The organism is Acidobacteriota bacterium, assembly GCA_016715115.1.
Taxonomy (GTDB): Bacteria; Acidobacteriota; Blastocatellia; order Pyrinomonadales; family Pyrinomonadaceae; genus JAFDVJ01.
Genome location: JADKBM010000016.1, coordinates 122,790 through 145,881 on the forward strand (window position 1 = coordinate 122,790; position 23,092 = coordinate 145,881).

Consider the following 23,092-nt stretch of genomic DNA (forward strand, 5'->3'; position numbering starts at 1 on the left):
CGTCCGATCGCGCAATTTAGATTCGAAGGCACCTCGTCCTCGGCGCGCACTCAGGATGCCGTCGCGCGGCGCTTTAGTAACTGCGGCGGAAAAGGTAAGACGCGCGGACGAAGAAAGTCCGGTAGTTTCGCTCGAAACGCGGTTCGAGTTGTCCCGAATACGGGCTGAAACCGTTGAAGTTCGCGTTTTCATTGTATCCGACGTAGAACGCCGTTCCGGGATTCGGGTTCCATCCGAACAGCATCTGGCCGCTGACATTGCGCGTCAGACTGTCATAATCCAGCCGCAGACGCGTGTACGCGAACCTCGAAAACTGATATGTCGATCGAATCGAGACGATGTCCGTTTCGTATGCCGCCTTGCCGCTATCATTCCGCTTCAGTCCGCTCTTTGAATAGCTCAGCGACACCCTTAACGGATCCGACGGTTTGTACTCGAATCCGAATCCGAAATTGAATTGAAGGCCTTTGCCGGGATCGAGGCCGGGACTGCTGCCCGCCGAGCCCGGATCGAGGAGATACGCCGAAAGCCACGAAAGATACGCCGGACTGACACGTCCGAATTGCCCGCCGGCGCCAAAATCGTAGTCGAATGAGTTCCAGATCGAGAACATCGACGCGCTCGCGCTGAAACGCTTGTTGAAGCTCCGGTTAACGCTGAAGTTGAAATACGGTTGATAGGCCGAACGCTCCGAATGCCCGAAGAAAGCGCCGGCCCGCGTGAGCGTCCGCTTCGGCCCGAATTCCTCTTCGAAGATCCGTTCGTACGTGAAACCAGATGAGGTATTGACGGACATATTCCCCTGAAGACTGAAACTCAGGCTCGTACCGACGGAACCGTTCTGCGACCGCCCCTTCCAGTCGTAACCCAAACGCGCGCTCTGATTCCAGTTGACGCGAATCAGTTTGGCCTTCGGATTGGATTTCGTGCTCAACCGGTTCATCAGGAAGATCGAATTCGTATTCGTCCGCCGCGTGAACCCGGCATCGGTGCGATAGTCGGCCGACTGTCCCGACGCTTCCACGTACCAACCGCGCGTGTCGGTCGTGTAATCCAGGCTCCAGTTGTATCCGAACCCATTCCCGCTCCGATACTTCGATGTGCCCAAATCGGCATCAAAGAAGAACTTCCTCGAATGCGTGCCGAGAGCCTGGAATGTCATCACGGTCCGGTCGTCCAGTTTGAACGTTCCATCGATTCCGCCTACGAAGTTGCGATTTTTCGGGAAGACGCGCGCCGAACCGAAAAACCCGAGATTGTTGTTCGTTCCGAAATCACGCTTGACGCGCAAGACCGAGAAGAAGGCGTTTTTGTCCACGAATTCCTCGATCGATCCGCAGTTTCGGCCGGGATTCGTCGCGCGTTCACGCTGACAGATCGCCAACTCCGTGCGTTCGTCCTCGGAATAGTTCCCCGGCGCGTTGTCGGACGCCGCGAGAAACCCGAACGATGTTTTGCCGATCTTGCCGGTCAGTTTCGCGGCGATGTCGGGGTCGACGATCGTCCGCGAGTAAAACGGTTGAAGCGGCGAACTGAAGATCTCCTGGCCTTCGAGAAAGAATGGCCGTTTCTCCTGAAAGAAGATCGGAAAACGCTGATTCGCCGTGACCACCGGCGCGTCGGCCTCGATCTCTGCGAAATCGGGATTGAACGCGGCGTCGAGCGTCACGTTCGGCGTGATCGTATATTTAAGCGTCACGCCGATATCCTGCTTGACGGGCTCGTTGACGAATCGACCGGGATCCCGGATCCCGCCCGGATTGAAGATCGGATGATACCGGTTGGCGTTGACGGTCGATCTTGGAATCGTCCGGTTTCGCCGTCCTGTTTCCGAGAGCGTTACGCTTGGAACGATCTCGAGCGTTCGTTCCGACCTTATTTCGTCGAGCCCCGTGATGCGACCGTGTTTTACGAGCGCTCCGGCAACATCCCGATCGTCAGGCAACCACTGATCGAGTTCGTCGTTAAGTCGTTCGATATTGCGCGCGACATTGAAGCCCCAGTGCTTGCCTTTGCCGGCCGAGTATCTTAGGGACTTGAATGGGATCTTCACCTCAACCGACCAACCCCAGTCTTCGATGACTCCTTTTGACTCCATCACGATATCGATCGAGAAGTCCGCGCCTTGCCGGCTGCCTTCTGTAAAAACGCCGTCCTGCTGGATGCCGAGCGGATTGAAACCGAGAAGATACGCACGCCGTTGATCGTCATAGGTGTCGAGCCAGACGCGGACGTTGTCTTCGCCAAAGACCGAATCGCGTTTGGCCACCGTCGCGCGGATCTTGTCGGGCTCGTCCCAGCACTTGAAAGCGATGTAGAGGTTCTTTTCGTCGTAAACCAAATAGACCTCGGTCGGTTTCGACGGCGCGGTGTTGTAGCCCGGATTGGTTTGGTAGAAATCTTTGAAGACCGCGGCCTGTTTCCAGATCTCCTCGTCGGGTTTGCCGTCGATCGACGGACCGGTCTCGATAAACGGGATCTTGATCGAACCGCGCTTTTCGGCTGGAACTTCAACCTTCGAACCGCGCGAGTCGCCCCTGGAATCGGAAACGCCCGCCTCGGTCGTGTTTTTGACGTTCTGCTCCGCCTGCGCTTGAACCGCAAACGAAAAGAACAAGATCGAAATCAGGATCCGAGGCAATCTCATAAAACAATCAACAAGACGAAAAATCGCGAGCAACCGCAGGAAAGCAACGTGCTGAGACGCAATTATAGCCGGATTGTTTCAAAAAAATCGCTCTTTTGAAAATGGGTCAAGCCCAGATTTCGGAACGGAGACAGGTTTCGAAGAGTTTTGTCGGGCGCGGATACCGCATGCGTTTCTGATCCAAGATTCCAGGTATTCCAGGTTTACGATCAATACCGTCCTTTCGGATTTGGGAGCTTTGAAAAACCCACTTAACGGCGGTCTCGGTGCAGTTTCCGACACAGACGGACACAGATGGATCGGATGCAAGAGGATAGTTCGAAACCAGCGTTTCTCTATCGATTGAAACAAATTCGCTCCATCCATCCAATCTGTGTTCTGGAGGAAACGCGATTTGCTTCCTTCATGTCGGTTTTTCAAAGCTCCCAATTTTTGAAAAACCTGCTTGATTGAAGCGACAGGCCGTTCTTGACACAGATGAACACGGATGGGTCGAGACAAAACGATGATTTGAGACGAATTCGTCGCCATCACGGTCTAAAATATATATGAACTCATCCCGCCGATCCGTGTTCATCTGTGGTTAAACGCCGCTGATTTCCCTCGAGCCGGTATTTAAGAGCTCCTGAATCTGGAATCCCAGATTTCGGATATTTCGGATTTCAGATTTCAGATGTTTCAGATCTCAGATTTTTGCAGACGCATCCGCAACGCGGCGGATGCGTCTGCCGTTAACTTGGAGTCTGTCGGAAAAGTCTCAGAAGCTTTTACGGAACAAGTACGACGCGCGAATGAAGAACGTCCGGCTGTTGCGTTCGAAGCGCGGCTCCAACTGCCCGGTGTAAGGGCTGAAACCGTTGTAGTTCGCGTTGTCGTTGTAACCTATATAAAAGGCCGTCCCGGGATTCGGGTTCCAACCGAAGAGCACCTGCCCGCTGGCGTTGCGGGTCAGCGTGTCGTAATCGAGCCGCAAACGGGTGTACGTAAACCTCGAAAACTGGTACGTGGAACGGATCGAAACGATGTTCGTATCGAACGCGACCCGTCCGGAATCGTTCCGTTTCAAGCGGCTTTTCCGGTAGCTGAACGACATCCGAAGCGGATCGGTCGGCTTGTATTCCAGTCCGGCCTCGGCGTCGAACTGATAACCCTTTCCGGGATCGAGCCCCGGATAGTCGCCGGCCGTGTTCGGGTTCTGCTGAAATCGGGCGAGCCACGCCAAATACGCCGGACTGACGCGGTCGAAACTGCCGCCGGCGCCGAAATCATAGTCGAAAGAATTAAAGATCGAACCGATGAAACCGTACGCGTTGAACCGTTTGTTGAAATTCTTGTTGATGTTGAAACTGAAATAGGGCTGATAGGCCGACCGCTCGGAATTCCCGAAGAAGGCGCCGGCCCGGTTGGCGGCGCGCTTCGGGCCGAATTCCTCTTCGAAGAGCCGTTCGTAGCTGACACCGCCTTCGGTATAGATGAACGTGTTTCCCTGCAAATTCAAGTTCAGGTTCATTCCCGCGACGCCGTTCTGCGATCTTCCCTGCCAATCAAACCCGAGCCGCGCGAATTGATTCCAATTGGCGCGAATGATCGTCGCCTTCGGGTTCGATTTCGTGCTGAACCGGTTCGCGAGCAGGATCGAATTCGTATTCGTCCGTTGGGTAAAGCCCGAATCGGCGCGATAATCGGACGTCCGCCCCGAAGCCTCGATGTACCAACCGCTCGTGTCCGCCGTTCGGTCGAGACTCCAGTGGTAGGCGAACCCGTTGCCGCTGCGGTACTGCGCGCGATCCTGTTCGGGGTCGTAGAAGAACTTCCGCGAGTGGGTTCCGAGCGCCTGAAACGTCATCACGGTCTGGTCGTCGAACTTGTACGTTCCGTCGAACCCGCCGACGAAATTCCGGTTTTTGGGGAAAACGCGGGCCGTGCCGAAGAATCCGATGTTGTTGTTTTTTCCAAAGTCGCGTTTCACTCGCAAAACGGTGAAAAACGCATTCTTGTCGACAAACTCATCGATCCGCGGCCGGATCACTGGATCATTCCGCTCGTCTTCCGAGTAGTTGCCGGGGGCGTTGTCCGAGGCTGCGAGAAAACCGAACGATGTCTTTCCGATCTTGCCGGTCAGTTTCGCGGCGAAATCGGGATCGACGATCGTCCGCGAGTAAAACGGCTGGAGCGGAGAATCGAAGATGTCCTTTCCTTCAAGAAAAAATGGGCGTTTCTCCTGAAAAAAGATCGGAAAACGCTGATTCGCTGTGACGACCGGCGCATCGGCCTCGATCTCGGCGAAATCCGGATTTATCGCGGCGTCGAGCGTGATGTTCGGCGTGATCGTGTACTTCAATGTCACTCCGATATCCTGTTTGACAGGTTCGTTGACGAAACGGCCCGGATCCCGAATTCCGTTCGGATTGAAGACCGGGTGATAGCCGTTGGCGTTAACCGTCGATATCGGAAACGTTCGCGTCCGGCGCCCGGTTTCTGAGAGCGTGATGCTCGGAACGATCTCGAGCGTCCGCTCGGACTTGATCTCATCGAGCCCGGAGATCTTTCCGTGCTTGACGAGAAAACCTGAGACATCGCGGTCGTCAGGCAACCATTGGTCGAACTCGTCATTCAAGCGGTCGATGTTGCGCGCCACGTTGAAACCCCAGTTCTTGCCCTTTCCGGCCGCGTAACGAAGCGATTTGAACGGGATCTTGGCCTCGACCGACCAGCCCCAGTCTTCGATGACGCCTTTCGATTCCATCACGATATCGACAGAAAAGTCGGCTCCCTGCTGACTCCCTTCGGTAAATATCCCGTCCTGCTGGATCCCGAGCGGATTGAATCCGAGAATGTACGCGCGACGCTGATCGTCGTAGGTGTCGAGCCAGACACGGACATTGTCTTCGTTGAATATCTGATCGCGTTTCGCGACCGTCGCTCGGATCTTGTCACGCTCGTCCCAACACTTGAACGCAATATACAAATGCTTTTCGTCGTAAACGACATAGACTTCCGTCGGCTTCGACGGCGCGGTGTTGTAGCCGGGATTCGTCTGGTAGAAATCCTTGAAGACGGCGGCCTGTTTCCAGATCTCTTCGTCGATCTTTCCGTCTATCACGGGAACGGCTTCGATCTTCGGGATCTTTATCGGGCGGCGCTTTTCGGCAGGTGCCTCGATCTTCGATCCTTTGGTGTCAACTTTCGTATCCACAACCGCCGCATCGGTATTGGCATTGCCGCCCTGAACCGTTTGCCCTTGAACAATGAATAAAGGCGCAAGAAAAAATAGCAGAGCAAATACAACTCTCATACGTCACCTCTGTGTCGTCAAATAAATGGTATGAATGCGATGAGAAAACAGGCCGTCAATTAACTAGAACGACGCCAAAACGAATTAGTTTCACAAAAAGTCCTAATTGTTGGACATCTCAATTGGCCGAATTGATGCTCATCGAGGTTCGGATCACGAGCCGGCCGTCTTCGGCGGAGAATGTGAAGTTGTTGCCGCCATCGCCGAGTTTGTAGGTGTAGTTTTCGCTCTCGTTTCCAACGAAGACAAACGGCAGCCCGTTGGCTTCGACCGATCGCGTGTTCGATGTGATGGTCGCGTTCGGCGACCCGGGCAGCGTCAGGATCACGGTGCCGTCGACGGCTTCCGCGCGAAAGCTGTCGAATTCGCCTTCGAGACTGATCTCGCCGTCAACCGTTTCGGCCACGGCATCGCCCCGAAAACCGATCACGCGGACGCGGCCGTCGGTGTTTTTGACCGCGAGTTTGCCGTCGACGTCACGAACGTTTACGGCTTCGTCACCGCCTTCGACGCGAATGTCGCCGGAAACGTTCTCCAGCCTGATCTCGCCATCGGACGTCAATCGCAAGTTGGATTTCCTGGGCACCATCACCTCGATCCGCACGCTTGCTCCGCCGCCTGGACAATCTTCGCAGACGGCCTCGTTCTCGACAGAGATGTTGACATCGGATCCCGAACTCACCGCCTTGACCTCAAGCGGTTTCGGCGCCCGGTTCTCGGAGATCCGGGTGACCGTGTATTCAACCACCGGCCGGTCCCAACCGCGAACGCTGATCTCGGCGTCGTCCGCCTTGACCGTGACCGTCGGGACACCTTTTACGTCGAACGACTCCGATTTCTTGTCAATAACCGGCGGTCCGCCTATAAAACGCGCATTTCGAAAGCGTTCGCGCATCTCGCGCTTCATCCGCTCCGCTTCGACCCGGATTCGTTTGAATTCCTCGGTCTTGATGAGTTCCTTCGAACGCTCAAATATTTCCGCCGACTGGCGCATCGCGTCTTGGGTCGCCTTTTCGATCTCGGGACGGGCCTTTTCAAACTCCTTCCGCGCCTCTTCCATTGCCTTGACCGCTTCCTTGTTCGCCTTCCGAACCTCCGAATCGATCTTCGACAGTTCTTCGGCATCGGGCACGTCGAGCGTGTCCGACTCGTCCTCGCTCGATCGGGTCGGCAAGAGGTCGACCACCGGATTCGGATTGCGGCCGTCGGATTTGCGCTTGATCGTCAAAGGGCCGTTGATGCTGTTCAGTTTGATGGATGCTTCGCCGTTGCCGATCTTGCCGAAAAGATCGCGGCCGACATATCTTCCTTTTCGAACCGGAAGCCCAAAATCGTTGGTGATCGGTCCGTTCATCGAGTCGGCTTTGACCGTCGCGTTGACGTCCGACGGGATCGTCAGGCTCACCGAGCCGTTTATCGTGCCGAGCGTGATGTTTCCGCTGCCCGCGAGTTGTTCGAAGTCGGCGACAACGCCTCCGTTGACTGTCGAAAGATCGGCGACGCCACGCAGATTCTGTGCCCGGACCTGCCCGTTGACGGCCTTTGCCCTGGTCACATTTTGCGCGTTGGTGATGCTGATCGAGCCATTGACGGTCTCGATCTCGTCGAGAACCGCGTTTTTCGGGACCGTCAGACGATAATCGACGACGACTTTTCCCATTCGGTTCCAGCTTCCGCGATCCCTGTTTCGATACTCGGTCTCGATCGTCAGCGAATCTGATTTCGCGTCGATCTTGACCTCGACATCTTCAAGCCACTCCTTCGAGTCCGCCGTTTTGACGATCTCGAGCTTGACCTGATTGTTTTCCCAGGTGTCGATCGTGATCGAGCCGTTCACGTTTGAAACCGAGACGCGGCCGTTCGCGCTGAGCGGATAGGTCTGCTCGGAACGCTCGGTTTCGTCCGCGGCGGCGGTCGCCGGTTTGTTATCGTTCTGAAACTGATCTTGCCGGACGGGCAACGTGGCGTCCGAAGTCAGAATTCCGCTTGCGAGTAATAAAGAAAATAGCCAAGACATTACGGTATAACTCCTGAATTAATGTTGAATGAACAGGAAATGAACTTCCCTTTACGATGGAGATACACCGGCGGCGTCCCGTCTGTGACACTTTTTTAGACCGGCGGCGGGTTGTGAGTTTGATTCGCGCGTGTGTTAAAATCGGCTTTGTTTGACGCGCTCCAGTTCCGACATCGTTGACACGGAGATTTACGTTGAGTTCTGCCTCCGGGAAGCGTTCAATTTACATCGATTCCAGGATTTGCTAGCTTTATACGTTTGAGCACGCGCGTGAACAGCGGAGAAGTAGGATGAATTTAAGACGAACAAGGCTCCATATATTGCACCAGGCTGAAGATCTCAGCAAGGAAGCCAAGGCCGGCGTCTCTCTCCATTGCCACACGGAGCATTCCAAGGAAATGCTGGATTTTGTTCCGCATTATGCCGAAAAGCTACCGATAATCGCGTACTTCTGGCGGAAAGAACGCGACAAATACGAGAAGAAAGAGGGCAAGGGCATCGATTTTTCGACCGCTTACTGGTCGCCGCCGATGACCGCCCACGATGTTTACGAGATCGAGAAGACCCAGATCGAAGGGGCCGGCCTCGAAGCGATAGTCTCGCTTTCGGACCACGACAGCATCGACGGCAATATGCGCAACAGCGAGACGAAGCAGCTGTCGCACGCGCCGATCTCGCTCGAATGGACCGTTCCGTTCGAATACGGTTTTTTTCACGTCGGCGTCCATAACCTGCCGAAGGATCGGGCGGTCGAGATCACGAAGGATCTTTTGGCATACACTTTCAGCGGCGACGAAAATCCGTCCAACGAACGGCTTTCGGAGCTTTTCGCGATGCTTGGCGAGATACCGCAGGTGCTCGTGATCCTGAATCATCCGTTGTGGGACATTGAAATGGTCGGCAAGGAGCGTCACGAAGTTCTGCTCCGGCATTTCATCCGCGAGCACGGCCAATGGATCCACGCGTTGGAGATAAACGGTTTCCGGACCTGGTCCGAAAATAAAGCGGTGATCGAAATGGCGGAAGCGCTCGGGATACCGATCTCGACCGGCGGCGACCGTCACGGCTGCAAACCGAACACGGTCATCAATCTGACGAACAGCAAATCGTTCGACGAGTTCGTCGAAGAGATCCGCGTCGAGAAACGAAGCGAGGTTGTCTTGATGCCCGAGTACAAACAACCTTTGCACTCGCGCCAGCTGCAATCGTTCTCGGAAATTCTGAAGCTATATCCGGAGTTTCCCGAGGAACGCCAACGTTGGTTCGATCGTGTTTTCTTTGACGTCGGGAACGGTTCAGGCTTGAATCCGCTTTCGGCCTACGGCTGGAAAAAGGGCGGGCCGACCTGGCTTCGCTGGGCGATCTGGACCCTCGGTTTTCTGGGAAGCCCGAAAATGCGTCCGTTTTTCGAGGCGGCGAGAAAGAAACGGGACCGCGTTCCGAAGGATGCGGCCGAAACGAAATTTGAAATTCCGAATTTGGAAGAGATCGCTCCGAAGAGCCTTTCTTCCGATGCGGTTTCATAGGAATCGAACTAAGGTGTCTTTTTCGTTTGGAGGCGGTCTGTTCGAGACTGCCTCTAAGCTTTTTCAAGTTATTGTGAAGGAAGTTTTGCGTGTCGCCTATTTTCCGGACTCGTTTCTGGAAGTCAACGGCGTGGCGATGACAAGTAACAAGTTGGTGCGGTTTGTACGCAAGCGCGGATATCCGTTCCTCGTCGTCCACGCCGCGCCGAAGACCGAAACGGTTCAGGACGAGAACATCACTTTCGTCAGACTGAAGCGTTCGGTAACGTCGTTCGCGATGGACGAGGGGCTCAAATACGACCCGCTTTTTCAACGTCACACGAACCGCGTCCGGAAAGCGCTCGAAGAATTCAAACCCGACGTTTTTCACATTACGGGCCTTAATGACATCAGCATTATGGGCGCGTACCTTGCGTGGAAAATGGGGCTTCCGATGGTCGGTTCGTGGCACACGAACCTCCACGAATACGCGGCGCGCCGCCTGCGCGGGCGGCTCGGTTTCGTGCCCGAAAAACAGCGGTTCGGATTCACGAACTTTCTCGAACGGAAGATACTTGACGGCGCGAAACTCTACTACAAAATGCCCCAGATCCTGCTGGCGCCGAACGATGAGTTGGTCGAAATGCTGGAAACGGGCACCGGACGCAAGGCGCGTCTGATGATCCGCGGAGTCGACACGGAGATCTTTTCGCCCGAAAAGCGAACGATCAACGACGGCATCGTCCGATTCGGATTCTGCGGACGTTTGCGGGCTGAAAAGAACGTCCGGTTGCTCGCGGATCTCGAACGGAAACTGCTCGACGCCGGAAAAACGAACTTTCGATTTCTGATAATCGGCGAGGGCAACGAGCGTGATTTTCTTGAAAAGTCGATGAAGCAGGCCGACTTCACCGGTTTTCTGGAAGGCGAAGCGCTCTCGGAAGCCTATGCGAATATGGATGTTTTCATCTTCCCGTCCGACACCGACGCCTTCGGCAACGTCGTTCAGGAAGCGAATGCGGCCGCGGTCCCGTGCATCGTCACCGATCAGGGCGGTCCGAAATTCATCGTTCAGGAAGGCACGACCGGTCACGTCGCCCACTCGCTCGATGATTTCGTCAAGTATTCGATCGAGTTGTTGGACGATCCGGAGAAACTGGCGGCAATGAAAAAAGCGTCCCGGGAGTTCGCGCTTTCGCGCTCGTGGGATGCGGTGTTCGACAAAGTTTATGAGGCGTACGCTGAAGCCAAGGTAACACTGGCGGAAAACCGGCGGAAAATTGCGGAACGGAAAGAAATTGCAAAAAGATCGAATGACTAACGAGGCCGCGATTGATAAAACGCCGAAGAAAGCTGCGACTTTTACCGTCAGCGAGGCTTGGAGCAATCTCCGCCAAAACCCTTCGCTTTTTATCCGCTATTGGAATTACAAGGGCGCGATTCTTAGCGGACTTCTCCGCGCGCCGATCTTTTTGATCACTTACCTCGTCGGAAAGGAAGGATTGAAACTGGCGATCGGCGCGGCATTGGTTCAGTTCGTCTATCGCTTCGTCTTCGCCGGCATCAGCGGCGCGATGATCCAGTCTTTCCGGCGCGTCGAACCCGCGTGGAAAGCACTTTTGACGATTCTCCTCGCGGTCCCGCTGATCAGCCACATCTTCGAATTCGCTTTTCAGGCGGCGTTCGCGTATTTCACCGGCACCAGCGATCATACCGACGAAGCGATCGTCCGCTCGATCTGCGTTTCGATCATTTCCGCGCTTTTCACACTATTCATTATGCGCCGGAACGTGATGATCGTCGGCGAAGAAGGCAGCCGATCGCTGTTTCACGACCTGACGCGGCTTCCCTTCCTGATCTTCGACTTCATCGCGTTCATCCCGAACGAGGTCGCATCTTTGTTCAGGCGCGGAGCGTATCTCTCGGTCGTCATCGCGATCGCCTCATTCGGGATCTTCTCCCAAATGCTCATTTGGGCGGTGACGAACAAGGCCGCCTGGACCTACAACAACGGCCGCGAGATCGCCCTCTTGAAATACTGGGGCATCGATGGAATGATACTCCTCGTTCTGGCCATCGTTCTGTCGTTGATCGTGCCGACGCGCGGCGGAATCCACGCCACGAAGCATTAGAATTTTGCCCGGCCTTTTGCTAACCTTGCGATATGCAATCACTGGAGTCCATCCAAACCAACATCGCCTACTCGCCGATGCTCAAGCGTTACACTCTCGCTGAATTTTGGGAACTTCCGGAACCTGACGATCGATCACATTTCGAGTTAATCGAAGGAGTTCTTCACATTGTGCCTCCACCGACAAAACAACACGGCAAGATTGTTGCCGCATTGAACCGTTCATTGATGCGTTTTCTGATAGCCACAAACAGTAACGGAAACGTCTACCATCCCCGTGAAGCAATGTTTTTTGAGAATCTATGGGGAACATATCTCGAGTCGGATATGATGTTTGTGTCCGAGGAACTCGAACGGAAAACGCCGGACGGGCGCTCGTCGGCGACGATAGTTTTCGAATGCATCTCTGCAAGTTCGGGCATTTACGACCGAACGTCGAAGGCCGACACCTATCTTGCGCTCGGCGTCGAGGAACTGTGGCTGATCGATCCGGACACGGGGACGGTCGAAATACGAAACCGGAATTTTCATAACGGCGGGCCGGTGTGGCAAAGACGCCTCTACGGAGCGAATGAAACGGCGGTTTCGAATGTTCTCGCGGACTGGAGCGTCGCGCTGGAAGACGTTTTCGCAGGGTAGGTTCAGTGTCGATCAAATCAGTTCACATCACAAATTACTATCACAAGAACTCCGGCGGGATCAGCACGAGTTTCAATAATCTGCTCGACGCGGCGGCGCGTCATCGGCGCGAAGTTCGGCTCGTCGTGCCCGGGGAAGAATCCGCCGTGGAACAGGTCAACGAATTCGCGAAGATCTATTACGTGCCGGCAAAGTACTCGCCCGTTTTCGACAAACGCTACCGGGTGATGATGCCCTGGCAGTATATGGTCAAAGATTCGCCGATCCGCCAAATACTGCTCGCGGAAATGCCCGATATGATCGAGGTCACCGACAAGTACACGCTGAGTCTCCTGGGCGTGATGATCCGGACCAACAGCTTCAAGAAACTCGGACGGCCGATGCTCGTGCATTTCAGCGCCGAACGGATGGACGACAACGTCGGATCGTTTCTGACTTCGGGCAAGCTCGGCCACTGGTTCGCGCGCCGCGTCATCGGAAACTACACGTTGCCGAACTTCGACTTTCATATCGCCAATTCCGTTTACACCGCCGAGGAGTTTTACAACGCCTACAAGACCGAAACGAATCCGCATCGTTCGGGCCGGTTTTTCAACTTCTGCTGGCGTTTTTTCAAGGCCCCGCGGATTCCGATCGAAGAACGCATCTTCGTTTGTCCGCGCGGCGTGAACGCCGACATCTTTCGCGCCGACCGCCGGAGCGACGAGGTCAGGCGCGAGATGCGCGAACGGGCCGGAATTCCGGCCGAATCGACCGTTTTGCTGTACGCCGGACGTATCTCGCCCGAAAAGAACATCGGATTGCTGGTCGAAATGATGAAGGAACTCGCGGCCGACGAGCGGAACGATTACCGTTTGCTCATCGCCGGCGCCGGCCCGGAAGAGGAATGGCTGAAGGCTCAGGCCGCGAAGCTTTTCCCCGGCAAGATCGTTTGCCTCGGCCATCTCGACAAGGAAACGCTCGCCGATTACTATGCGAACGCCGACGTCTTCGTGCATCCGAATCCGCGCGAGCCGTTCGGAATCGCTCCGCTCGAAGCAATGGTCTCGGGCGCGCCGACACTGGCGCCGAATTCGGGCGGGATCTTGTCCTATGCAACGGAAGACAACGCGTGGCTCGTCGAACCGTCTGGGGCGAAATTCGCCGCCACCGTGCGTTCGATCGTCGCCAAGCCCGAGGAAACCGCCCGGCGCACGGCGAACGCGGTCGAAACGGCGCTTGCGAACACGCGTGTTAAATCGACCGACAATCTTCTTGCAACTTACGACCGGATGTTCGAAGATTTCCAGCGTCGAAAGGAATTGTTTACGGATTTGGAAGAATCGAAGAGGTTCGATTATTTGGGATTGTTGGCCCGATAACTGAAAAAGCTGATAACTGATAGCTGATAGCTGATAGTGATAACTGAAAGCTGATAACTGATAACCGATAACTGATAACTGAGCCGTATTATGTTGGAACTAGTTTTTGCAAATCTAAAGGTTCGGCCGTTCCGGACGCTGATCAGTATCATCGGCGTCGCGCTCGGGGTCGTCCTCGTCGTACTTTTCACCGGGCTTGCGCGCGGGATGACGAACGATATGGCGAAGCGCGCGTCGAACTGGAAGGCCGAGATCGTCTTCACGCGCGTCGGCGCGATGGAACTGACGACTTCGAACGCGTCTGTCTCGACAACTTATGCACAGAAGTTGTTGGAGATCGAAGGTGTCGGCGCGACCGTTCCGGTGATCCGCTACATCACGCCGAACACCAAGGGTCGCTGGGGAATCCTGCAGCTCGACGGGGTCGATTGGGAACCGTTCGCGGCGATGAACGAGATGAAGATCATCGGCGGCCGTGCGCCGACGGCGGCGAACGAGATCGTTGTCGACGAACGTCAGCTTCGTGAGGATAATCGCCAAATCGGCGATACGATGGAGCTTTTCGGCGATCGTCAATATACGGTCGTCGGCATTTTCGCGCCGCCATCGGGCTCGCGCATCAAGATGTCGCTCGGCGCGATGCAGGAAGCGCTGGAAGCGCCCAACAAATGCACGTACATCCTCGTCAAACTGAAGGATGGAGCTGATGTTGACGCGGTCGCGTCGCGCATCAACGAGCGATTGCCGGGCAATAAGATCAACTTGACGCGCGACCTCGTCATCGACGCCCAGGAGCGTATTCCGGCGCTCAACACGTTCCTCCGGGCGCTTGTCGGACTGGGGGCGTTCGTATCGACGATCTTCGTCCTGCTTTCGATGTACACGACGATCACCGAACGCCGCAAAGAGATCGGAATTCTAAAATCGCTCGGCGCGTCGAGTTCGTTCATAATCCGTGTGATCGAAGGCGAAGCGTTTCTGATCGGGCTGTTCGGCGTCATCGGCGGCTTTGCCGTTTCGTTCATCGCCTCTTACCTGATCGAGAGCGGCTTCGAACTTCAGTTCGAATTCAGCCGTGGCTGGATCTTGACGGCGGCGCTGATCGCGATCGGCGGCAGCCTTTTCGGCGCGCTCTATCCGGCCTGGAAGGCTTCGACCATCGACCCGGTCGAGGTGATGGTCAATGAGTGAGCCGATTTGGGATTTGTGATTTGGGATATTTGGGATTTGCGATTTGCGATTTGCGATTTGGGAATTGCGATTTTTTGAATTCGTGATCTGATTTTTGGAATTCTGGAATCCGAATTCCCAATCTGGAATTTGGAATCTGGAATTTGAAGCTTTGCGATTTGCGGAGATTCGGAGTTTCGAATTCTTATCTTTAATCCTCGGATGACGAAAAAATTGGTCAAGAATGCGGTTATCCAACCGGCGGCCTCGAAGCGGCAGAGCGTTTTGCAAAAGCTGTTCGCGGTCTGGTTCGACGCCTTCGTTTACAATCAGATCTGGGAAGACCCGCGGGTCGACCTCGAAGCGCTGCGGATCGATTCCGAATCCAACGTTTTGACGATCTCGTCGGGCGGTTGCAACGCGCTCAACTATCTGCTCGCCGGCCCGCGGTCCGTAACGGCGGTCGACCTCAATCGCCATCACATTTACCTTCTCAATCTCAAACTCGCCGCGCTCAAACATTTGCCCGGCCACGCGGAGTTTTTCGCGTTTTTCGGATTCGGTAAGAGTGACGAAACGACTGCCGATTACGAAAAATGGATCGCGCCGAATCTCGACAAGGCAACCCGGAAGTTCTGGGAGTCGAGTTCGCTCGTCGGAAAACTTACGCACGGCCGACGGATCAACTTCTTTCGCAACGGCGGACTCTACGAACATTCCCGTAACGGCTATTTTCTACGCTTTTTTCACAAATTCGCGCGCGTCCTCGGATGCCGTCCCGAAGAGGTCCTGAAAGCAAAATCGCCGGAAGAACAGGCGGAAATGTTCGAGAAATTCGTCAATCCGTTTTTCGATTCTCTTTTCATCAAGGCGGTCGGGAAACTTCCGGTAACGATGTTCGGGCTCGGAATTCCGCCGCAGCAATACGCCGAACTCAAAAAGGATCTCGACGGCGGTTCGGTGATCGATATCTACCGTGACCGCGCGCGGCGCCTCGCGGTCGATTATCCGATCTACGAAAACTATTTCGCGTGGCAGGCGTTCGCGCGCCGCTACGACACCGAGAACCGGCAGGCAATTCCGGAATATCTCAAGGCTGAGAATTATGAACGGCTGAAAGAGAATGCCGGACGGCTCACAACCGCGATCGGTTCGATAACCGACGAGATCGACAGATCCGAGCCGGGACATTTCAACCGTTTCGTCTTTCTCGACGCTCAGGACTGGATGAACGCCGAAACGATGACCGAACTTTGGTCCGCGATCGCCGCGAAAGGCGCCGCCGGGTCCCGAATCATATTTCGTACGGCCGGAGCGAATTCGCCGGTCGAATCGAATCTGCCGAAGGCGCTGTGTGATCGGTTCGAATACGAGAAGGATCGGTCCGAGGAACTCTTCAAACAAGACCGCGCCTCTATCTACGGCGGTTTCCATTTGTACGTTCTCAAACCGTGATGGACGATAAATCCCAATTTCCCAGTTCCCAATTCGAGCGGATGGATCGGATGTACCGCCATCAGCGCTTCTTCTACGATCTGACGCGCAAGTACTATCTGCTCGGACGCGACCGGCTGATCGCCGAGATGAAGATCGCGCCCGGGGACCGCGTTCTCGAACTCGGCTGCGGAACGGCGCGCAATCTCATCGCTCTCGCGAAAAAACATCCTGAATCGCATTTCTACGGTCTCGACGCCTCGGCGGAAATGCTCCGGACCGCGCAAAAGAAGATCGACGCGGCAGGATTGTCGAACATCACACTCCGGACGGCGCTCGCCGATGAGTTTTCGTTTGACGGGACGTTCGGCCTCGACGACAGATTCGACAATTGCTTTTTCAGCTACGCGGTCTCGATCATCCCGCCCTGGAGGGAATCGATCCGAAACGCAATCGAGAACCTCAAACCCGAGGGAAAGCTCCATATCGTCGATTTTTTCGATCAAAACGACCTGCCGGCGTGGTTTCGCACGTTGCTTCAAGGCTGGCTCGAAAAATTCCACGTGCGCTATCCGGAAGAGTTGATCCCGTTTCTTGAAACGATGCGCGACGAAGGCTCGATCGAATTTCGGGTCGATCCGCTCTATCGAAGATATGCCTTGATCGTTGAGGTTACGAAAGCCCAGATTCAATAGTCGGGAGCTTTGAAATACCCGCTTGAAGGAAATCGGCGACAGTTTAACCACAGATGAACGCGGATTGGCGGGATAAAATCATATTTTTTTTCCACCGTAATGGCGCCGAGTTGGTCTCAAATCATCCGGCCCCATCCGTGTTCTGTCAAGAACGGCCTGTCGCATCAATCAAGCAGGTTTTTCAAAGTTCCCTTGTCGTTTTTTTTAGTTGTGCGCGTGAGACTCCAAGCTATTTGCGTCGAACGAGTATCGCAATTCCGATTCCGCCGAGTATCAGCAAGCTCGCCAGCAAAAGCCGGACCGAAAACTCTTCCCGAAGAAGCAGGATTCCGCCCGCCGCAGCGATCGCCGGAACCGCGAGCTGCAGGACCGCCGCCCGGACCGGTGTGTGAAACCGGAGCGCCGCATACCAAACCGCGTAACCGATCCCGGAGGCGATCGCCCCGGAAACTGCGGCGATCAGAGCGGCTCGAAACGATATCTTGAGATTCCCGAGGAACGGCAACGCCGCAACGGCCGCAAAAGGCAGCGAACGCGCGAAATTGCCGGCGGTCGTCGACAGCGGGTTCTTGACGCCTTTGGCGCGAAGCGTGTAAAAACCCCAAGCGGCGCCGGCCACGGCCATCAATATCGAACTCGCGATCGGCGGCGACTCGAGTCCGGGAAGGACGAGATAGACGAGACCGCAGAACGCAACCGACAGCCCGACCCATTCAAGCCGCCGCGGAGATTCGCCCCGGGCAATCGCCCAAAAGATCATCGTCAGTTGAACCGACCCGAAAAGGATCAGCGCGCCGGTCGCGGTCGTCAGTCCAAGATACGCGAACGAGAAAAGAATCGCATACCCGAACAAAAACAGCGCCGAAACCCAGTTTCCGTTGTCCTCGCCCGCGTCGCGGCGGCCGAACGCGTGCGCCAGCAGGAATAGCACGGCCGCCCCTGAAACAAGCCGGACGACCGTGAACGAAGTCGCGTCGATCTCGCCGCCGCGCAATGCCATCCGGCAAAGGACGGAGTTCAGCGCAAAGCAGAGGAGGGCGACGGTTGTAAATGCGAACGCTTTCATTTGCCGTTGTCGATCAGATCGCCGATCTCGCGGTTCAGATCCTCGCGTTCGAGCAGGAGCCGGAGAAACAAGGCCCGCTGGCGCAGCAAGAGCCAAACCGACTTGAGCCAGACCTTGAGATCGATCAAGGTTTCGGAACTGCGAAGCGCAATGTAGCCGCACAACGCGGTCAAAGGCACCGATGCGGCAGCTATCTGCCACCCAAAGAAATACCACGCAACGCCGGCGACGATCAGCCAGGTCAGCGGCATCAGGACGATCGCCGCGAGTATCTTGAAGGTCGAACCCGCAGAGTCCGGTCCGTGCGTGCGGAACATCAACCCTACGAAATTCGAGAACACATAAGCCGGCGAGTGGACCACCGCGCCGAGAATCGCAAGCGGCGACAGCAGTAAGATCACGAACAGGCGCAGGAAAAGGAAGCGAAAGACGTAAAGCGTCGGATGTTGAAGCACCGAGAGACTCTCCGACGTGACACCGCTCGCGCTAAGTTCGGCTTCATATTTTTCGATACGTTTCCCGAGCGCCGCCTTGCGTTCGGGATCATTCCGGCCGAGGAGCTCGTATCGTTCGGCGAGGTTTTGAAGCCTGCGAAACGAATCGTTGAGCGTGTTCTTGAAAAGCAGGTTGCGATAGACGGACGAAAAAAGCGCCTCGGCCTTGAGCACCGCGTCGAGTTCGTCCTGACTCTCGAGGTTTAGCGTCGCGGCACGCAGCGCGGTTTCGATCCGCTCGGTCAGGCGACGGACCGCGTCCGCGGGCGGCTCGAGATCCGCGTCGAGCGCCACCGGTTCGACGTCGAGAATTTCGCCGTAACGGATCAGGACCTCGCTTCGAAACGCCGTCTTCGACGTGTAAAACAGTCCGACGGCCGCGATCTTGAGATCGAGTTTCTCCGACCCTTCGCGCTTGATTCCGAGCGCGCCCAAAGCGATCCGCGCCGCGCCCGTTTTGACCGGCTTGAGCTTGGTCTCGTCGTGTGAGAGCCCTTCCGGAAAGATCGCGACACATCGATTCTCGGCAAGAAACCGGCGACACGCGTTGAATGTCTCCGCGTTCCGTTCCGGATCGCCATCGGCATCGACGCGCCGATAAACGGGCAACGCCTCGAGCGCGCGGATCAGCGCCCCGGCGATCGGGATCGTGAAAAGCGTCGATTTCGCGAGGAACGAAACGCGCCTTGGAAGCGAAACGAAAACGAGCGCCGGATCGACGAGACCGTTCGGATGGTTGAGGACGAAGATCACCGGCGAGTCCGTCGGGACCCGCTCGACGCCCGACGTTTCGATCCGCCGGAAAAACAAACGCAACGCGATGCTGATGACGGCGTGGAGCAGCTGCCGCGCGATCGAGCCCTTGCCGAGCACGAGCATATCCCACCAGCGAAGAACTTTGATTGATTCAGTCTCGTTCGTGATTGATATTCCTACGCCTTTATCTGTTCCAAAACGCGCCGCGCCGCGCCGATCGGATTCTCGGCGTCGCCGGCAATCCGCAAAACGCCGTTCGGCGTGAACGAAGCGCTGTCGTTCCCGGCGAGAAGTTCCATCAGTTTCTCCGGCGCGACGCGCGCGTGCTCGCTGAGTTTGACGGCGAAGCCTTCGCGCGTTTTGTCGACCGAGACGATGTTCATCGATTCGGCCAGTTTTCGGAGCCGCGCGTAATCGAAGAGGTTGTTGACGGATTCCGGAATGCGTCCGTAACGATCTTCGATCTCCGCGTGAATCGCCGTCAACCGCTCTTCGGACTCGGCCGACGAGATTCGTTTGTATGTCCGCAAACGCTGCGACGTTTCGCTGATGTAATCCTGCGGGATCGCGACGTCGATGCCGAGATTGATGGAAACGCTGATCTCGTCGACGATCTCCTCGCCCTTGAGTTCGGCGATCGTCCGCTCGAGCATCTTCGTGTAAAGATCGAAACCGAGCGCGTCGAGCTGACCCGATTGCTGGCCGCCGAGGATGTTTCCGGCGCCGCGAAGTTCGAGGTCGAGCGCGGCGATCCGAAATCCCGCCCCGAGGTCCGAAAACTCGCGGATGGCACTCAGGCGGCGCCGCGCGATCGGCGTCAACTCGATCTCGGCCGGGATCAGCAGATATGCGTATGCCCGCCGGTTCGAGCGTCCGACGCGTCCGCGAAGCTGATAGAGCTGCGAAAGCCCGTAATTGTCGGCGCGGTTGATGATGATCGTGTTCGCCCGCGGGATGTCGATGCCGTTTTCGATGATCGTCGTCGCGACCAGGACGTCGAACTTGAAATCGACGAAATCGAGCACCGCTTGCTCCATTTCCTTCTCGTTCATCTGACCGTGAGCGATGACGATCCGCGCGTTCGGGACTATTCTTTTGACGTGCGCGGCGATCGTTTCGATGGTCTCGACACGATTATGGATGAAGAAGACCTGGCCGTTGCGCGCCATTTCGAGTTCGATCGCCGACTTGATCACTCCTTCCGAAAACTGCACGACCTGCGTGTTGATCGCCAACCGGTCCCGCGGCGGCGTTTCGATGACCGACATATCGCGCATTCCAAGCAGAGACATATTGAGCGTCCGCGGGATCGGCGTCGCCGACAGCGTCAGAACGTCGACCTTTTTCTTCAAATGCTTGAGTTTTTCCTTGTGCGCAACGCCGAACCGCTGCTCTTCGTCGACGACGACGAGTCCGAGATTCGGCAGCTTGACGTCGTTCGAAAGGACGCGGTGCGTCCCGATCAGGATGTCGACCTTGGAATTCTCAGCCGCCTCGACGACCGCTTTTTGTTCCTTCGCCGAACGGAATCGAGACAGGAGATCGATCGACACGGGAAACGCTGCAAAGCGCTTTTTGAAGGTTTCGAAATGCTGATACGCGAGTACCGTCGTCGGCGTCAGGACGGCAACCTGACGCCCGTCCATCACCGCCTTGAACGCGGCGCGCATCGCGACCTCGGTCTTGCCGTAGCCGACGTCGCCGATCACCAGACGGTCCATCGGCACGGCGGTTTCCATATCGCCCTTCGTGTCTTCGATGGCATTCGCCTGATCGACCGTCAGCTGATACGGGAACGCGTCCTCAAACTCTTTCTGCCACGGCGCGTCGGCCGAAAAAGCGAAGCCCTGGACCATTTTCCGTTCGGCATAAAGCCGCAAAAGCTCGTCGGCCATATCGCGCATCGCGCGTTTCGCCTTCGCCTTCGTCTTTTGCCATCCCAGTCCGCCGAGCCGGTCGAGCGACGGCTGCGTCGCTTCGCCGGACGAGTATCTTGAAACGAGGTCGAGCCGTTCCACCGGCACGAAAAGTTTCGTGTTATCGGCATAGACGAGCAGCATAAACTCGCGCTCGCTTCCCTGCGCGGCGATCGTCTGAAGCGCTTCGAAGCGGCCGATGCCGTGATCGACGTGGACGACGTAATCGCCCTGTTTCAGGTCGCGAAAGTCGGAGATGAAAGCTCCGAGCGCTTTGCGGCTGGCGATCTGCGTTTTCGGATTCGGCTTCGCGGCCTCGCGCTGAAGATTCTCGCCGAAAACGTCGATCTCGGTAAACACCGTAATTCCGAGTGAAGGGATTTCGAAGCCGCTCGACAGCTCCCCGATGTTGAGGTTTCGCGCCGGCACCTGTACGTCGTAATCGCGGAGGATCTCGGTGAACCGTTCGACCAGCCCAAGCGATTCGAAAACGAAGGAGTAATCCTCGAGCTTTTCCTTCGATTCGCGGACGAACGCCGCGATGTCGCCGTGAAACTTGCGCGTCGCGCGCGAGCCGATCTCGAATTCGGAATCGATTTCGATGGTCGGAAAGAGGAACATCGGGATTTGCGATTTGCGATTTGCGATTTGCGATTTTTGGGCTGGTTCGCCGGATTCGCCGTCATTGGAATCCGGTTCGACCGTTCCGAAATCCGAGATCTCCTCGCCCGTGCCGGCCGCGGCCTTGCCGAGCGCGCGTAGTTCGAGACGAGTCGCGCCGGAAAGACCTTCGCGGAGCTCCGGGCCGCTCAAAAAGAGTTCGGACGGCTCGAGCGCCAGCTCGCCCGCGCTGCGGATCTCATTGTATCGGTTCCCCAATCCGTCGGAAAATCCGGCCAGCGTCTGCTCCACCATTCCGGGCTCGTCGATCACGAAAACGGCGTCTTTCAGGTAATCGAAAACCGTCGAACCGCGGGGAGCGGTCAGCGGCAGCAAAAACTCCCAGCCGGGAAACGATTCGCCGTGGTCCGCAAATTCGGTTCGGTCGCGAACGGCGCGCGCATCCTTGTCATCGTCAAATTTCTCGCGCGCGAAAAACGCCCAGTCGCGAAAATCGGACGGGCTTGCCGAGAACTCGCGCATCGGAACGAGTTCGATCCGCGTCAGCTGTGCGGTCGAAAGCTGCGTATCGGGGTCAAATTCGCGGATCGAATCTACCGTGTCGCCGAAAAACTCCACACGCACGGGCATTTCAGCCGCCGGAGACCAGACGTCGACGATCCCGCCGCGAACCGAGAACTCGCCGACGTTCTTGATCGGCTCTTCGCGAACGTAGCCGCAGGCCGCGAGGCGTTCGACCAATTCCTCGGGCGCGAAATCCTCGTCCCGCGCGAGTACCGCGCCGAGTTTGCGAATCTCGCCCGGCGACGTCGTTCGGGTCGCCAGCGACTTCGCCGAAACGATGACGAGGTCCGGCGTCGACTGCGCCAGCCGCCAGAGTGCCAGAGCGCGGCGTTCCAAGGTTTCCGCGTGCGGCGAGATATTCGAATAGATGTCGGTCTCGAAGGACGGAAGCGAGACTATTTGCGAATTTCGATTTGCGATTTGCGAGTGGGCGTCAGCCGGCGCCGGGTTGTCGTTTCGTGCCTGTTTTTCCAAAAGGTACGCCAGGTCCGACTCGATGGTTTCAAGTTCCCCGTTTGTGTCGGTCACGACGACGAGGGTTTTCCCGAGCGCGGCCCGAATGCGGGTCAGCACGAACGCCTTCGCGGCAGTCGATGTCAGGCCCGCAAGCGACACAATCCGACCGCCGCGCCGAATTTCGGCGCAAACGCGTTCAAACTGGTCCGTTTCTCCGTTCATTTTCTCTGGCAAAGAACTCTGCGAATGGACAAAGTCAGATAATTGCCGCAACCTGAGCGCAGATTTCGGTCGCACGCATCTGATTTCGCGCCGTTCGTGAAAT

At 56.3% G+C, this 23,092-nt stretch carries 14 protein-coding genes; 8 read left to right on the plus strand and 6 right to left on the minus strand.

Annotated features, from left to right (window positions below):
* Positions 1 to 73 precede the first annotated feature (73 nt).
* The 3 genes from IPN69_18290 to IPN69_18300 all read right to left on the minus strand — a co-directional run bounded on the left by IPN69_18290 (position 74) and on the right by IPN69_18300 (position 7,959).
* Positions 74 to 2,647: a carbohydrate binding family 9 domain-containing protein gene (locus IPN69_18290; protein ID MBK8812661.1), complete on the minus strand. Its 2,574-nt coding sequence runs from the start codon at positions 2,645 to 2,647 to the stop codon at positions 74 to 76.
* Between the two features lie 757 nt (positions 2,648 to 3,404).
* On the minus strand, positions 3,405 to 5,942 hold the full coding sequence (locus IPN69_18295) for a hypothetical protein (GenBank protein ID MBK8812662.1): 2,538 nt from the start codon (positions 5,940 to 5,942) through the stop codon (positions 3,405 to 3,407).
* A 118-nt stretch (positions 5,943 to 6,060) separates the two neighbouring features.
* Positions 6,061 to 7,959 (minus strand): hypothetical protein, encoded by a 1,899-nt coding sequence (locus IPN69_18300; GenBank protein MBK8812663.1) that lies wholly within the window; start codon positions 7,957 to 7,959, stop codon positions 6,061 to 6,063.
* Positions 7,960 to 8,249: 290 nt separating this feature from the next.
* Here IPN69_18300 and IPN69_18305 point away from each other — a divergent pair, with 290 nt between their 5' ends.
* The 8 genes from IPN69_18305 to IPN69_18340 all read left to right on the plus strand — a co-directional run bounded on the left by IPN69_18305 (position 8,250) and on the right by IPN69_18340 (position 16,894).
* Positions 8,250 to 9,485: a hypothetical protein gene (locus tag IPN69_18305; protein MBK8812664.1), complete on the plus strand. Its 1,236-nt coding sequence runs from the start codon at positions 8,250 to 8,252 to the stop codon at positions 9,483 to 9,485.
* A gap of 73 nt (positions 9,486 to 9,558) precedes the next feature.
* Positions 9,559 to 10,785 carry a glycosyltransferase gene (locus tag IPN69_18310; GenBank protein MBK8812665.1) on the plus strand — a complete coding sequence of 409 codons (1,227 nt, stop codon included), beginning with the start codon at positions 9,559 to 9,561 and terminating at the stop codon, positions 10,783 to 10,785.
* The gene (locus IPN69_18315) at positions 10,778 to 11,596 is read left to right on the plus strand and encodes a hypothetical protein (protein MBK8812666.1); all 819 of its coding nucleotides are present in this window, start codon (positions 10,778 to 10,780) and stop codon (positions 11,594 to 11,596) included. The genes IPN69_18310 and IPN69_18315 overlap by 8 nt, the downstream gene beginning before the upstream one ends.
* Before the next feature lie 32 nt (positions 11,597 to 11,628).
* Positions 11,629 to 12,234, plus strand: coding sequence for a Uma2 family endonuclease (locus IPN69_18320; GenBank protein ID MBK8812667.1), 606 nt, complete (start codon positions 11,629 to 11,631; stop codon positions 12,232 to 12,234).
* Positions 12,235 to 12,239: 5 nt separating this feature from the next.
* Complete coding sequence (locus IPN69_18325) at positions 12,240 to 13,595, plus strand: glycosyltransferase (protein ID MBK8812668.1); 1,356 nt, start codon at positions 12,240 to 12,242, stop codon at positions 13,593 to 13,595.
* A 90-nt stretch (positions 13,596 to 13,685) separates the two neighbouring features.
* Entirely contained in the window at positions 13,686 to 14,786 is a 1,101-nt protein-coding gene (locus tag IPN69_18330; protein ID MBK8812669.1) for an ABC transporter permease, read from the plus strand.
* 201 nt (positions 14,787 to 14,987) lie between these two features.
* On the plus strand, positions 14,988 to 16,220 hold the full coding sequence (locus IPN69_18335) for a BtaA family protein (protein ID MBK8812670.1): 1,233 nt from the start codon (positions 14,988 to 14,990) through the stop codon (positions 16,218 to 16,220).
* Positions 16,221 to 16,261: 41 nt separating this feature from the next.
* Complete coding sequence (locus tag IPN69_18340; protein ID MBK8812671.1) at positions 16,262 to 16,894, plus strand: class I SAM-dependent methyltransferase; 633 nt, start codon at positions 16,262 to 16,264, stop codon at positions 16,892 to 16,894.
* Positions 16,895 to 17,123: 229 nt separating this feature from the next.
* On the opposite strand, the gene IPN69_18345 is transcribed toward IPN69_18340, so the two are convergent.
* The 3 genes from IPN69_18345 to mfd are packed head-to-tail and all read right to left on the minus strand — an operon-like array spanning position 17,124 to position 22,989.
* The gene (locus tag IPN69_18345; protein ID MBK8812672.1) at positions 17,124 to 17,960 is read right to left on the minus strand and encodes a DMT family transporter; all 837 of its coding nucleotides are present in this window, start codon (positions 17,958 to 17,960) and stop codon (positions 17,124 to 17,126) included.
* Entirely contained in the window at positions 17,957 to 19,333 is a 1,377-nt protein-coding gene (locus tag IPN69_18350) for a 1-acyl-sn-glycerol-3-phosphate acyltransferase (protein MBK8812673.1), read from the minus strand. Before IPN69_18350 ends, IPN69_18345 begins: the two co-directional genes overlap by 4 nt.
* Positions 19,334 to 19,386: 53 nt before the next feature.
* Entirely contained in the window at positions 19,387 to 22,989 is a 3,603-nt protein-coding gene (mfd, locus tag IPN69_18355; protein MBK8812674.1) for a transcription-repair coupling factor, read from the minus strand.
* Between the last annotated feature and the right edge of the window lie 103 nt (positions 22,990 to 23,092).